Below are 14,332 nucleotides of genomic sequence, written 5' to 3'. Positions count from 1 at the left end.
TTTTCACAAAATTATTGCTTTCTCAGGTCAACTCAGGCCTCCCACTGTTTCGCCGAGCTTTTCCATAATGCAATTGCCCCCAGTACTGTTCCTACAGGAAAACTCAACAGCATCAGCACCGCCATAACTCGGGAAAGTGTACGCCCCTCGCCCTGACCTTTCTTAACTTTCAGAGCTGCCTGAACATTGAAATAGATCAATACCAGCATTAATAGAATGATAAATCCCAGGCTGATGGTTGAAGCGGTTCTTTGCTGAGATTCAAGATAAAGAAATACTGCGCCACTAAAGATCAACAGGCCGGCATAAATGCCATGCAATACAGACAAAGTCTGATTACGCTCATGCAGTCGTGGCAGCTGGGGCGGGGTGATACTCGAATTCATAAGAGATTCCTAAAAAATTGTTATTGTTAGTTTTATCGTATCAGGACCAGGTAATGATCTCTACTTGGCATATTAAAACCCAAGAATGGATTTAAATCAGCAGTTTTTCGATCTATTGCAACATTCGTACAACCTGTATTTTCCAATGTTTTACAGATAAAAAAATGCAGTGCGAGCACTGCATGAGATAGGCCAGATCATATTGTTATTGTTGTTATTCCCAGTTTTTCTGCTTATTTCCAGTATTTCAGCTTTGAGCTATGCCCAATACCGACATTAAAACTATTGGTCGGGTCCAGCTTCTGGTAATGGTTTTTTAATGCCGGTTTGGCAATGTAGAGATGCCCTACATTATGTTCAGCCGGATATTCCGCACCACGATCATCCAGCAGCTTCCACATGGCATGTTCCATTTTCAGCGGATTAACCCCTTTTTTTACAATGTAATCCTGATGGAATACATGGCACAGGAAGTGACCATAATAAAGTTTATGTAAGATCTGCTCTTCCATCTCCTGTGGCAGGGTTTCTACCCATTGGCGGTCATTCCTACGCAGCGCAATATCCAGCGCCACAATATCTTCCACTTCACTTAAATGGGTATCACGGTAACGAATTGCTGCACCAGCTACGGCAAAACGGTGCAGAAATGCCTTACGTCCTTCGTCTTCGGTGCAGAGAAAATAGTTCCCGCCAGGATGGGCCTTAAAGTAGCCTTCAAAGAAGGCCTGTACCTGTGCCACATCCTGATTTTCAATTCTGAGAATCAGATGATGCTCATACAGATCACGGTACTCGTTCATGCGTTTTGGCAAATGTGATGGCAGCATTTTACTGATCATTTGCAGAATTTTGTCACTTAAGCCACGTAGCCCCATTTTCTGCAATATCCCATCAACCTTGTCTTTCATGGCAAATGCGGCAGGCACTTTGGCAGTACCAAATTTTTCAATGAACATAAAAGTGTCTTTGCCATATTCCGCACCGATGTCATAAGCCACACGGTGAATATATTCTCCAGCAATCGGCAGACCTGGCAGATCTTTGAGCAGAAAGCGACGGATTTCTGTTAGATCATCCTGCGAGTTGGTGCCAACATAGAACACCTGGCTTGGAATCTTTTCAAAAGTATCCAGACGCACGGCAAATACGCAAACTTTACCAGCAGAACCAGAGGCTTCAAACAGACGACTTGGATCGGCATTGAAGCGTGCCGGAGTATCAGCATCGACCTGACGCACATCCTGACTATAACGATGATCGGAAGCACAGCGATGTTCCTGCTGCTGGATATCCTGCTCATTATATTGTTTCTGTTCCAGATTTTTCAGGATCTCTTCCGGACTGTGCCCCAGATGGATACCGAGATGATTCACCAGCTCCAGTTCGCCATGTTCATTCACACGCGCATATAATGCCAGTTCAGTATAGGCCGGCCCCCGGCGAACCAAGGCTCCACCGGAGTTATTGCATACGCCACCCAGCACCGAAGCACCAATACAGGATGAACCAATCACCGAATGCGGTTCACGGTTAAATGGCACTAGCTGTTTTTCCAGTGCATCAAGTGTTGCACCCGGCAAACAGACAACCTGTTTACCCTCCTGGATCACCTGAATACCTGTCAGACGGCGAGTACTCATCACAATCACTGGACGGTCATATTCACCAAACGGCGTTGAACCACCAGTTAAACCGGTATTGGCTGCCTGCATAATCATGATACAGTCTGCTGCAACAGCAATTTGCAATACTTGCCATTGTTCTAGTAATGAACCTGGAGTGACGACCGCAAACACCTCACCTGAACCATAACGCCGGCCCTGCCGATACAGACGAGTATCGTGATCGTCCGTTAACACATGTTGCTGGCCGACCACAGCGACCAGATTGTTTAAGGTCGCAGTAGCGTCAAATGAGTTTTGCATAGTAGAGCCCCGTTTCATTTTTATGGCTATCTTTTTATAAAATCAGCCATAAGCATGTTTTGGATTTTTAATCTTGAATAGATGAAATAGCAGCAATTCTGTTGTTCCGAATTACTTTAGGATGACCACGATTTAGAGTGGTCATCCTGATTGGTTTTATTGTGAAATTTCGCGATCAAGCCTTACTAGACAATCCTGTGTAATTTCAGCAATGGTCTTGGCACCTGTTAAGGTCATGGCCACACGCATTTCCTTGTCGATCAGATCAAGAAGGTTGCTGACACCTGCCCCGCCTGCAGCACCCAATGCATAAACGAAGGCCCGACCGAGCATACAGGTGTCCGCACCCATTGCCAGCATACGCACCACATCCAGACCATTACGAATACCAGAGTCGACCAGGATTTTCAGTTCACCTTTTACCGCATCAGCAATTGGTGGCAAGGCACGTGTGGTGGATAACACACCATCTAGCTGACGACCACCATGGTTGGATACTACAATGCCATCCGCACCGAAACGCACAGCGTCTTTAGCATCTTCAGGATCCAGAATCCCTTTGATCACCATTGGACCATCCCAATAGTCACGGATCCACTCCAGATCTTTCCAGGAAATAGAAGGATCAAAGTTGGCACCCAACCAGCCGATATAATCTTCAAGGCCTGTCGGTTTACCAAGGTATTTCGAGATATTACCCAAGTCGTGTGGACGACCCATTAAGCCAACATTCCAGGCCCAGTGTGGATGCATGCAAGATTGCATATAACGGCGCATCGCTGCATTTGGTCCACTCATGCCAGAATGCGCATCACGGTAACGTGCACCCGGCACTGGCATATCCACGGTAAAGACCAGCGTTGAACAACCCGCAGCTTTGGCACGTTCCAAGGCATTTTTCATAAAACCGCGGTCACGCAGGACATAGAGCTGGAACCACATTGGGCGCTGGATCGCTGGTGCCACTTCTTCAATTGGGCACACAGATACCGTCGACAAGGTGAATGGAATACCTTTTTGGTCTGCCGCAACTGCTGCCTGTACTTCCCCACGGCGTGCATACATACCGGTCAAGCCTACAGGTGACAAAGCCACCGGCATCGAAAGGGTTTCATCAAATAATTTAGTTTCCAGACTTAGTGCTGACATGTCATTCAAGACACGTTGACGCAGCGCTACTTTTGATAAATCTTCTACATTGCGTTTCAGCGTGTATTCTGCATAAGCCCCACCATCAATATAATGAAACAGGAATGGTGGAAGACGACGTCGTGCGGCTTCACGGTAATCATTTGCAGAAGAGATAATCATAATTTAGATCCTGTTTAATCGGCTCATACGCTGCTGACGGGCTTCATCCTCATCAATCGTGCGTACTTGCTGAATGACAAACTCAATGTGTCCACAAACTGCCTGACGTGCAGCTTCTGGATCTTGACGCTCAATTGCGGCCATCACCTTAAAGTGCTGGTCCTGCAACTGATCAAAACGGTGGGCCTCGGAATAGACCTTGCGTCGTCCGAGTACCACATTAAATTGCAGCAGGTCGAACAGACTGCGCATCAACTGGATCAGCACCACATTATGCGATGCTTCGGCAATGGCAAGATGAAAACGGGCATCCGCGCGAGCTGCCTCATCGTCATCACCCAACAGCTGATAGTGCGCAATCTGGTCATAACACTGTCTGATTTTTTTTATATCATCGGGTGTGGCGCGCTGTGCCGCATACCAGGCTGTACCGCCTTCCAGAATCAGACGAGACTCCTGAACATCAAAACGGTATTCAGGATCGACATCCATCAGGTCACTTAAAGGCTGCACAATATGATGCTGTGACCAGTGATTCGGCAGTTCCTGCAAATAAGTACCGGCACCAACACGGCTCACCAGCATGCCCTGACTAACCAGATGCTGCAGCGCTTCTCGCAACGAAGAGCGCGACACACCTAACTGTTCACATAATTTACGTTCTGCGGGCAAACGGTCCCCGACCTGCATATGATTTTTTTCAATCAGATTACGCAGACTTTGTACGACTTTATCAGAGACTTTCATTGCATCGCCCTCAGTATGGTGTTATGGAATCATCCATGGGAACACATAAGCTTGTAAGGTGATAATGATACCGATCATCACCGTGAAGGTGATACTGTGTTTTACGGTAAAGCGGAATAAATCCGATTCTTTACCGACAAGACCTACTGCGGCACAGGCAATTGCAATCGATTGTGGTGAAATCATTTTACCGGTTACACCACCGCTGGTATTCGCAGCCACCAGTAATACTTCAGGTACACCGATCTGCTGAGCCGTAGTTGCCTGTAAAGCCGAGAACAATGCGTTTGCTGAAGTATCAGACCCTGTCAGGAATACACCGACCCAACCCAGGAATGGTGAGAAGAACGTGAATGCTTGTCCTGTATGTGCCAAGGCTAATGCCAAGGTTGCCGATAAGCCTGAGTAATTGGCAATAAAAGCAAATGCCAATACCATACCAATTGAGTAAATCGGTGTTTTCAGCTCATTTACTGTTTCAGCAAAGGTCGCTACAGCTTCTTTCGGTTTCATTTTCAGGTAAATGATGGTGATGATTGCAGCGATCATGATCGCTGTACCCGTCGCCGATAACCAGTCAAATTTATAGATCGCGTCGTAATCTTTCGCTTCAGCGACCACCGGCGGCAACTTTTGAATCATTTGATGCAGGAAAGGCACTTTAATGGAAATTACTAAATCACTTAAAGCCCCATCTTTGGCAAACAGATCTTTAAAGGGTTTGATGCTCCATAAAGTTACCATGGCAGTCAGTACCGCAAATGGCGACCACGCTTTAATAATTTGACCGATGCTATATTTTTGCTGGCTTGCCAAAGCAATATTGCTATCGACTTGTTTTTCATTATCAAAACGGAAAATATGTTTTGGCTGCCAGAACTTGAGTAATACCGTTAAGCTCACCAAAGATGCAATCGCTGCAGTGATATCGGGTAATTCAGGACCTACATAGTTAGCAGTCAGGAACTGCGCCAGGGCAAAAGAACCACCACCGACTAAAATTGCAGGCCAGGTTTCTTTCACACCACGCCAGCCATCCATGATTGCCATAATCCACACCAGTACGATGGGTACCATGATTGGCAACTGACGTCCTACCATCTGGCTGATTTCCATGGTGTCTACGCCTGATACCTGACCAGCGACAATAATCGGAATCCCCATCGCACCAAAAGCCACAGGTGCAGTATTCACAATCAGACATAAACCCGCAGCATACAGCGGTTTAAATCCAAGACCTACTAATAATGCAGCAGTAATCGCAACCGGTGCGCCAAAGCCTGCAGCACCTTCCAGGAAAGTACCAAAAGCGAAGCCGACCAATAACATTTGTAAACGCTGGTCTTCGGTTAATGACAGGATCGATGAGCGAATAATGTCAAATTGACCGGTCTTCACTGAAATCTTGTAAAGGAATACGGCGCCAATAATAATCCAGGCAATCGGCCACAAGCCGTAGAAGAACCCGTAGACCATGGAAGCCAATGCCATAGTGACTGGCATTTTGTAGAGAAACATTGACACCAGAAATGCCAAAGCCACAGTAATCGTTCCTGCTACACTGCCCTTCATTCTGAAAACAGCAAGAGCAAGGAAAAAGAATACAATTGGAATGAGGGCGATCGCGCTGGAAATCCAGATATTTCCGATTGGATCGTAAATTTGTTGCCACTGTTGAAGCATTCTCTACTCCTTGAAATGCTTGTTTGTTATTTCATTACAGGACATGTCCAAAAGATTATTGGTATGACCAATTTAGCATTAAACAGACCAATCTCGGTCTTTTATTCAGCCAAAGTTAATGAAATATTTAAAATACTGCAATAGCTAATTTATTAAAATATAATTGGTATGACCAATTTTTATATTAAAAGATGGAATTCAATATAAGTGATAGCTAAGCAACATCCGGTATTTAACAGGTCGAGAGAAGCAAAGGTTGAAATAAAATGAAGCCTATAGAACTTTAGTCTTAGCCCGCTTTAAAACCCTGGATTTGGCCAATTCAAGGCCATTTTTGATAGCTCTCTTTGCATTAGATTGTTTATTTTTTTGTCTATTTTTTAGATTTTGCATTTTTTTTGCGAAAACTTGCCATTTGAAAGGTGTTACAATATCTGCATTCAAAATTCTCTTTGGCCACCAATATAAGTGGTGCCTATATTATTCTATCGTTAGGATTAACAATGTCTGATAATGCAACTATCTTACAGAATGTACCTGTAGGCAAAAAAGTTGGTATTGCCTTTTCTGGTGGTCTGGATACTTCAGCAGCCCTGTTGTGGATGAAACAAAAAGGCGCAGAACCTTATGCATATACTGCAAACCTGGGTCAGCCTGATGAAGATGATTACGATGCCATTCCAAAGAAAGCTGAAGCCTATGGCGCAGTAAAAGCACGTTTAATCGACTGCCGTTTACAGCTTGCATTAGAAGGTATTGCTGCAATTCAATGTGGCGCGTTCCACATCTCAACTGGTGGTGTTCCTTACTTCAACACAACGCCACTGGGCCGTGCAGTAACAGGGACAATGCTTGTTACCGCAATGAAAGAAGATGACGTGAACATTTGGGGCGATGGCTCAACCTATAAAGGTAACGACATCGAGCGTTTCTACCGTTATGGTTTGTTGACTAACCCTGCGCTTAAAATTTACAAGCCGTGGTTAGACCAGACGTTTATTGACGAGCTTGGTGGCCGTGCTGAAATGTCTCAGTTCCTGATCGACAACGGCTTTGACTACAAAATGTCAAAAGAAAAAGCTTATTCAACTGACTCAAACATGTTGGGTGCAACTCACGAAGCCAAAGATCTTGAATACCTGAATGCTGGTATCAAAATCGTTGAGCCAATCATGGGCGTTGCGTTCTGGAAAGACGACGTTGAAATCAAACCTGAAGAAGTGTCGATCACTTTTGAAGAAGGTTTCCCTGTTGCAATCAACGGTCAACGTATCGAAGATCCAGTAGAGTTCATTCTTGAAGCGAACCGTATTGGTGGTCGTCACGGTCTTGGTATGTCGGATCAGATTGAAAACCGCATCATTGAAGCGAAATCTCGTGGTATTTACGAAGCTCCGGGTATGGCGCTGCTTCACATTGCTTATGAACGTCTGGTGACGGGTATTCATAACGAAGATACCATTGAACAATACCGTATCAACGGTCTTCGTTTGGGTCGTCTGCTTTACCAAGGTCGCTGGTTCGATTCTCAAGCGCTTATGCTTCGCGAAACTGCTCAGCGTTGGGTTGCTAAAGCAATCACAGGTACTGTAACTTTAGAACTACGTCGTGGTAATGACTACACGATTATGAACACTGAATCTGAAAACCTGACATACGAAGCTGAACGCTTAACGATGGAGAAAGGTGATTCTATGTTCTCACCAATGGATCGTATCGGTCAGTTAACTATGCGTAACCTGGACATTACGGATACGCGTGCGAAACTGGGTATCTACACAGGTGCGGGTTTACTTGCAGTGGGTACCGGTTCAGCTGTTCCACAATTAAAAGACAAAAACTAAGTTTTAGTTGTGTCAAAAAAACCGCGCAAACTGCGCGGTTTTTATTGTCTGTAATTCAGGAAAAATTTAACTGATATGCAGCGGTTTTGAATTTGCCGAAGCAATGCTCTGATAATAAATCTGATTGCGCCCCAGTTGCTTGGCACGATACAGTGCCTGATCTGCAATGCCGAGTAATTCATCTTTGGTCATGGCTTGCTCGCCGCGATAAACCGTAATGCCTAGACTTACCGTAATCTGCTTGGATACCAAAGATTTTTCATGTGGTATTTCCAGACGTTCAATTGCTTTAAAGATATTGGTAGATACTGCATAAGCCCCATGTGCATCAGTTTCTGGAAGCAGCACCACAAACTCCTCACCTCCATAACGCGCAACAAAGTCCATATGCCGGATCGCATTCTTGATAGTTTTGGCGATGGTCGAAATCACATTATCACCCTTCTGGTGCCCATAAAAATCGTTATAGTTCTTAAAGAAATCTACATCGATAAATAAAATAGCCAGAGAGCTTTCCTGACGCTGAGCGGTAGAAAAGTAAATTTCCAGCATTTCATCAAAGGTACGGCGATTCGAGATTTTGGTCAGCTCATCATGCTGGCTCAGATGTAACAGCTCGGTATTGTGAATCCGGTGAATCTGCTCACTGATCCGCGCCCGCATGGAATAAAGAAAAATCATCCGTTCACGTGCAAAAATCATATGACTAATAACAAAACCGAGCAGGCAACTTCCCAACAGAATTCGGCCAAATACCAAAAGATTAAAGTTAGCCCCAACCAGGGTCAGGCAAATAATCGTAGTTCCAGCTGCCAATACACCAGTGATCATCATCTGAATCGGCTTGACACCAGTAAGGATATAACCCAGCACATAAATAATGGTGACAATTGCCATGGATTGATGTTGCAAGGCTGCGGTCTGAATAGACATAGTCAGACATGAAGTTGAAACCAGTGCCCAGAATATCAAGACCAGTGAAGCAGGCTGAAAAAAAGGTTTTAAGCGTTCTAAACTTGAGAATAAATAGAAAACAAATAAACTAATTCCGCCATTAATAATACCTATTAAAGACAATACAAAATCATGTACAAAATATTGTTTATCGATGATCCAGTAATCTGTAGGAATAAGGATAAGGATGCCGACAAAATAGATTAATAATCCTGCCCAGACATACTGATCGGTGTGCTTACGGGCACGTTCCAGATTTTTGGTCCAGAATTCATCTTCAAGCGGTTGAGGAAAAACTCGGCTCAATTTCTGCCCAGCAATAAGCTCTTCGACTTTTTCCTTTTGATCCTGCAGTTTTGCTAAATTATACTTATATTCCATGGCAAGCATGTATGTAATTTTTTTAGTGTTTTTAAAATAACATACTTTTTTAAATTAATTCATAGTTAATGCATCTTTTGTCAGTATTTCACATTACCATTTTCGGTATAGATGCATTATCATTCATATTATTTCTCTGATTGAATTCGCCTTGAATACGATTACGATTCTCCAGCCAGATGACTGGCACGCTCACTTACGTGATGGTCTAGCACTTAAACGTACTGTTCCTGATCTAGCTCAACAATTTTCCCGCGCAATCTGTATGCCAAATCTGGTTCCACCAGTAAAAACCGTGGAAGAGGCAAACAGCTATCGTGAACGCATCATGGCGCATGTGCCGGAAGGCTGCAACTTTGATCCACGCATGGTGTTGTACTTCACCAACAATACTTCACCTGCCGAAGTTAAAAAAATCAAAGAATCTGAGTATGTGAATGCCATCAAGCTTTATCCTGCTGGTGCGACTACAAATTCGGATAGCGGTGTAAGCGATATTTCTAAAGTGTATGCAGTAATTGAGCAGCTTGAAGAACATCAGGTACCTTTATTGCTACATGGCGAAGTCACACATAACCATGTCGACATTTTTGATCGTGAAAAACGTTTCCTGGACGAAGTACTTTCTCCATTATTAAAACAGTTCCCGAAGCTGAAGCTGGTGCTTGAACATATCACTACCAGTGAAGCGGCAAACTTTGTCCTGGAACAGGACCGTAATGTGGCTGCAACAATTACGCCACAACATTTACTGTTTAACCGTAATGACATGCTGGTTGGCGGGGTGAAACCGCATTTCTACTGCCTGCCGATTTTAAAGCGCCAGACGCATCAGCAAACTCTGCTGGAAGTCGCAACGAGTGGGAATCCAAAATTCTTCCTCGGAACTGACAGTGCGCCGCACTCAAAAAATGCCAAAGAAAATGCATGTGGTTGCGCAGGATGTTATAGTGCGCCCACTGCAATTGAACTTTATGCTCAGGCATTTGATCAGGTCGGCAAAATTGACCGTCTGGAAGGTTTTGCGAGCCACTTTGGTGCTGACTTCTATGGCCTTCCTCGCAATACCAATACCATTACTCTGGTAAAACAAGATCAAGTGATTCCTGAGAGTCTGGACTATTTGGATGGTGAACAGATTATTCCGTTATATGCGGGTAAAACCATTCAATGGAGAAAAGTGTGACAAATGAAACTCTCCCAGTCATTGGTCAACGTTTCCGTGGATTCCTGCCTGTTGTTGTCGATGTAGAGACAGCGGGCTTTAATGCACAAACTGATGCCTTGCTGGAAATCGCTGCCATTCCTATTATTTTTAATGAGAAAGGTGAATTTGTGCCGGGCCCTGCTCACCATGCACATATCAATCCATTTGAAGGGGCAAACCTTGACCGCCGTTCGCTGGACTTTATTGGGATCGATCCCTCTAATCCGATGCGTATTGCAATGGCCGAAGATGAGAAAACTGCGCTTAAACGTATTTTTAAATCTGTCAATGAAGTACGCCGCCAGCAAAACTGTACCCATGCCGTTCTGGTCGGTCATAACGCCCATTTCGATTTAGGCTTTGTACAGGCAGCTATTGCACGTACAGGAACCAAAAACCAGAACCCATTTCATAGTTTTTCTGTCTTCGACACAGTGACTTTGAGCGCGGTGATGTTTGGTCAAACCGTACTGGCAAAATCCTGTATTCAGGCCGGTATCGAGTTTGATGGCAAAGAAGCCCATTCTGCGTTATACGACACGCAGAAGACAGCTGAACTGTTTTGCTATATTTTAAACAAACTCACCCCACACCTGCTTGACACTTTGGTGGCGGATCAATAAGATACCGCCATCTTCTAAACGTCCCTATCGTCTAGAGGCCTAGGACATCGCCCTTTCACGGCGGTAACCGGGGTTCGAATCCCCGTAGGGACGCCATCTATTTTCCTCTGTCTTTTTATTTCTATTATTCAGCTATTTAAGTCGATTAAATTCCGCACACATAAAAAACCTATTAATGCAAATAATTCTCATTATTATTGATTGTTACACCAAAGTTAATGATGATCACTTTCATTATCTTTTACAGATTCAACCCTTCTCATGCGTTTTGCTTATTCAACACTTTCTATTGCAGTTCTAACAACATTATCAACCTCTAGCTTTGCAGAAGAATCAAATTATCAAGAATCCATCCTTAATGAAGCTACGGTTAAGTTCAACACGATTATTATTGCAGTTCAGCAAGAAAATGAATTTGGAAAAACCATTTATTCAAAAGAAGACTTAGAAAAGACGCCGAATAGCTCTAAAAATATTACTGACTTTTTAAAAGTAAATCCGAATGTGCAGTTTAGCAATGAACATATGGCAGCCAGCTCACAAGCTGATTTAAAACCGACTGAAATTTCGATTCATGGTGCACAATCATTTAATAATAAATTTGTGGTCAATGGCGTCAGCAACAGCAATAACCTCGACCCTGCTGGTTCAGGAACAACCAACTACGGTGCAGTGTCTGGCGGTTCACAAGGTGTGGCAATCAACACCGATTTATTGTGTAATTTAAAAGTATTAGACAGCAACATTAGTGCAAAACACGGTGGCTTCACCGGTGGTGTGGTTCAGGCAGAAACCTGTGCGCCTAAATCTGAAATTGGCAAAGTCCATGGTAGCATCACTTATGACTATACAGAAAGTGACAGGAACCACTACCACTTAAAAACCGATGCAGACAAAGGACTTTTTGAAGGTGCATCAACCCAGTCAAACCAAAAAGAGTATGTTCGCCAAGGTGTTAGTGCCAATATTTTTGCTAAGCTTTCAGAGGTTTATGGCTTCGACCTCTATGCTTCACAACGTCAATCAACAATTCCTATTGAAAGTGGCTTACCTGTACCAAAACAAATTGATCAAGAAAAACGTAATACCAATGTCGGCGGAACCTTGTATGTCGATCCAAATGCAGACACCAGTATGAAATTCGGTTTCGCTTTAGGTGATTTGGAAGACAATACTTACGCAGACAAACGTCGTAACTCTCACAGCAGCACCAATAATCAATCAGTTTTGATTTTCGCAGAGACGCAACAAAAACAAGATTGGGGACAATTAATACACCAGCTCAATTACCAGCAAATTGACAATGCACGTAAATCATCATCTGATCGCGGTGTGAACTGGATTTATGCAGCAGGGAGCAAAGACTGGGCAAATACTGAAAAAGTATGGGAAGGTGCAACCTCTGCAGATATTGATTTAAAACAATCTTCTGTGAGTTATGGGTTAGATGCGGTATTTAATAACTTTAAATTTGCAGACACCGACCATCAAATCAGCGCCGGTTTTACCTATCATTATGATGATGTACAATGGGAACGTACCAAAGATTTTTCAACTTTCTATGGCGTGACATCAGGGAAAACCCAAAACATGTTTGATCTTAAAGGTCAACAATGTCAAATCAATGATCCCCTCTGCGATGAAAATACCACGGCTGTATTCCTGAACAATAAAGTCCCTATGGTCTTTGATGGCCAATACTTTAAAAAGGGTAATGTATACAAAGCAGGCAGCTTTGCTGGTCAATATCATCAAGCAGCCTTGTATCTAGAAGATAATATTCATTGGAACAACCTCAATGCCCGTCTAGGTGTGCGTGCTGATTATGATGAATCAAATAATAATCTTAACTTTGCACCACGTAGCAGCATTAGTTATCAGCCTTTTTCCAATAAATTATTAACCCTGACTTCAGGTTGGAACCGCTACTATAATGCCCCAACGTATATGACGGACTTGCGTCAACATCTGACCTCATTAGATTTTGACATCAGCCGTGCTGATCAAAATTCTGAATGGGTTGAAGAAGCAAAAGTTTCAGCCAATGATACACGCCGCAAGGATCTTAAAACCCCATTTGCAGATGAATTTGTCCTTGGGTTTAATAGCCAATTTAAAAACACCAATCTCAGCTTAAAATGGGTGAATCGTCAGTATGATGATGAAATCACCCGTAATAGAACTGATATTCCAAACGACTATTTTACTTATTCTTATGAGTTTGATAACAGCGGTTATGGCGAAAATGATACCGTAACGCTAGAACTTAATACGATTGAGCCACTTAAATTTAAAGGCACTCAACATGATTCAGGCTTAGCGGTCAATTACTCGGAAGTGTACCGTAGTGCACCAGATTATACGGAAAACTTTACCGAAGAAGATCTTCAGGAGCTGATTTCCTATGATGGCAAAATCATGCCTTATGGTGACCGTCCTGCATCAAACTATAATCAACCGATTACTGCACGTGTCATGTGGAATATTGGCTTTGATTCTCTTCCTTTAAAAATTTCCAACTTCTTTAGCTATAAAGACACCTATGAGCAAGTGCTAGAAGCGAGCTCTGCTGACAAAGTGGTGCATGATAGCGTTAAAATCGATACTTATACGCTACAAGATGTAAAACCTCGTTTTACATGGGATGTGCGCACCACCTATGATTGGAAAGTTTCAAAAGATTATTCAGCGATTTTTGGCTTAACGGTCAATAATATTACTAACCGCAATAATTTATATGTGAGTGGAAGCAAACTGTACTCTGAAATTGGCCGCCAATTTATCGCAGATATCACTTTTAAATTCTAACTCATGGACAAGAGCACTCAGGTGCTCTTTTTAATTTGCTTAGGCTATAATTGCTGCAATTTCATCTCTTGCATTTGTGCCATGTTAAAAAAGATCTTACTGGTTTTAATGATTTTAGCTCCTTCCATGCTGTATCTATATATCGTCAACCGTGAAGATAAAACCGAAGCACCTGCGGAACAAACGGTTCCAGCCAGTCAACCGGCCGAATCCCAAACACCTGACCATTAAATCCACACTGCTTAAACTCCTGTAAATTGACGGGAATTTGAGGTTTTAATGTCGATTTCTGATGCTATAAACTGATGGATACGCTAGTTTAAAATCAGAAATCACGTTAATCCTTTGTTCTTGTTTAATGTTTAATCTGTTAATTCATTTTTAGCAAAAAGCCTTTTGACAAAGCTTAGCTTAGTCCTTAACATAGCTATCACCTCGCAACGTCCCTATCGTCTAGAGG

The 14,332-nt window shown here is 43.2% G+C and carries 11 protein-coding genes and 1 tRNA gene; 6 read left to right on the top strand and 6 right to left on the bottom strand.

Annotation, left to right across the window (positions count from 1 at the left end; genetic code table 11):
- Window positions 1-32 precede the first annotated feature (32 nt).
- The 5 genes from BK820_RS11905 to lldP all read right to left on the bottom strand — a co-directional run bounded on the left by BK820_RS11905 (window position 33) and on the right by lldP (window position 6,055).
- Window positions 33-386 carry a hypothetical protein gene (locus tag BK820_RS11905; RefSeq protein WP_004810650.1) on the bottom strand — a complete coding sequence of 118 codons (354 nt, stop codon included), beginning with the start codon at window positions 384-386 and terminating at the stop codon, window positions 33-35.
- A 233-nt stretch (window positions 387-619) separates the two neighbouring features.
- Window positions 620-2,314 (bottom strand): D-lactate dehydrogenase, encoded by a 1,695-nt coding sequence (gene dld / locus BK820_RS11900; RefSeq protein WP_071321045.1) that lies wholly within the window; start codon window positions 2,312-2,314, stop codon window positions 620-622.
- A gap of 156 nt (window positions 2,315-2,470) precedes the next feature.
- Entirely contained in the window at window positions 2,471-3,625 is a 1,155-nt protein-coding gene (gene lldD, locus BK820_RS11895) for an FMN-dependent L-lactate dehydrogenase LldD (protein ID WP_004810654.1), read from the bottom strand.
- Window positions 3,626-3,628: 3 nt separating this feature from the next.
- Window positions 3,629-4,372, bottom strand: a complete 744-nt coding sequence (lldR, locus tag BK820_RS11890; protein WP_004810656.1) for a transcriptional regulator LldR — start codon at window positions 4,370-4,372, stop codon at window positions 3,629-3,631.
- A gap of 21 nt (window positions 4,373-4,393) precedes the next feature.
- Window positions 4,394-6,055 (bottom strand): L-lactate permease, encoded by a 1,662-nt coding sequence (gene lldP / locus BK820_RS11885; RefSeq protein ID WP_004810658.1) that lies wholly within the window; start codon window positions 6,053-6,055, stop codon window positions 4,394-4,396.
- 503 nt (window positions 6,056-6,558) lie between these two features.
- Here lldP and argG point away from each other — a divergent pair.
- Window positions 6,559-7,899, top strand: coding sequence for an argininosuccinate synthase (gene argG / locus BK820_RS11880; RefSeq protein ID WP_071321044.1), 1,341 nt, complete (start codon window positions 6,559-6,561; stop codon window positions 7,897-7,899).
- Window positions 7,900-7,965: 66 nt separating this feature from the next.
- On the opposite strand, the gene BK820_RS11875 is transcribed toward argG, so the two are convergent.
- On the bottom strand, window positions 7,966-9,234 hold the full coding sequence (locus tag BK820_RS11875; RefSeq protein WP_071321046.1) for a GGDEF domain-containing protein: 1,269 nt from the start codon (window positions 9,232-9,234) through the stop codon (window positions 7,966-7,968).
- A gap of 151 nt (window positions 9,235-9,385) precedes the next feature.
- On the opposite strand from BK820_RS11875, the gene pyrC reads away from it, so the two are divergent.
- The 5 genes from pyrC (at window position 9,386) to BK820_RS15520 (ending at window position 14,103) form a co-directional block, all read left to right on the top strand.
- The gene (gene pyrC, locus BK820_RS11870; RefSeq protein WP_004810663.1) at window positions 9,386-10,420 is read left to right on the top strand and encodes a dihydroorotase; all 1,035 of its coding nucleotides are present in this window, start codon (window positions 9,386-9,388) and stop codon (window positions 10,418-10,420) included.
- Window positions 10,405-11,064, top strand: coding sequence for a ribonuclease T (gene rnt, locus BK820_RS11865; RefSeq protein WP_008303612.1), 660 nt, complete (start codon window positions 10,405-10,407; stop codon window positions 11,062-11,064). The genes pyrC and rnt overlap by 16 nt, the downstream gene beginning before the upstream one ends.
- Before the next feature lie 20 nt (window positions 11,065-11,084).
- Window positions 11,085-11,160: transfer RNA gene (locus tag BK820_RS11860), tRNA-Glu, on the top strand.
- Window positions 11,161-11,325: 165 nt separating this feature from the next.
- Window positions 11,326-13,872 carry a TonB-dependent receptor plug domain-containing protein gene (locus BK820_RS11855; RefSeq protein WP_071321043.1) on the top strand — a complete coding sequence of 849 codons (2,547 nt, stop codon included), beginning with the start codon at window positions 11,326-11,328 and terminating at the stop codon, window positions 13,870-13,872.
- An 81-nt stretch (window positions 13,873-13,953) separates the two neighbouring features.
- Complete coding sequence (locus BK820_RS15520) at window positions 13,954-14,103, top strand: hypothetical protein (protein ID WP_004810670.1); 150 nt, start codon at window positions 13,954-13,956, stop codon at window positions 14,101-14,103.
- Window positions 14,104-14,332 lie beyond the last annotated feature (229 nt).

The organism is Acinetobacter sp. LCT-H3 (assembly GCF_001866125.1).
GTDB classification, from domain to species: Bacteria; Pseudomonadota; Gammaproteobacteria; order Pseudomonadales; family Moraxellaceae; genus Acinetobacter; species Acinetobacter schindleri.
The sequence above is the reverse complement of the archived record's forward strand: the minus strand, read 5'-3'. Positions and strand labels throughout refer to the sequence as shown.

Bases quoted from the DNA above. Each gene is read 5' to 3' on its own strand.
- BK820_RS11855 (WP_071321043.1), top strand. From the start codon at position 11,326: ATGCGTTTTGCTTATTCAACACTTTCTATTGCAGTTCTAACAACATTA.
- dld (WP_071321045.1), bottom strand. From the start codon at position 2,314: ATGCAAAACTCATTTGACGCTACTGCGACCTTAAACAATCTGGTCGCT.
- lldD (WP_004810654.1), bottom strand. From the start codon at position 3,625: ATGATTATCTCTTCTGCAAATGATTACCGTGAAGCCGCACGACGTCGT.
- rnt (WP_008303612.1), top strand. From the start codon at position 10,405: ATGGAGAAAAGTGTGACAAATGAAACTCTCCCAGTCATTGGTCAACGT.
- argG (WP_071321044.1), top strand. From the start codon at position 6,559: ATGTCTGATAATGCAACTATCTTACAGAATGTACCTGTAGGCAAAAAA.
- lldR (WP_004810656.1), bottom strand. From the start codon at position 4,372: ATGAAAGTCTCTGATAAAGTCGTACAAAGTCTGCGTAATCTGATTGAA.
- BK820_RS11905 (WP_004810650.1), bottom strand. From the start codon at position 386: ATGAATTCGAGTATCACCCCGCCCCAGCTGCCACGACTGCATGAGCGT.
- lldP (WP_004810658.1), bottom strand. From the start codon at position 6,055: ATGCTTCAACAGTGGCAACAAATTTACGATCCAATCGGAAATATCTGG.
- BK820_RS11875 (WP_071321046.1), bottom strand. From the start codon at position 9,234: ATGGAATATAAGTATAATTTAGCAAAACTGCAGGATCAAAAGGAAAAA.
- BK820_RS15520 (WP_004810670.1), top strand. From the start codon at position 13,954: ATGTTAAAAAAGATCTTACTGGTTTTAATGATTTTAGCTCCTTCCATG.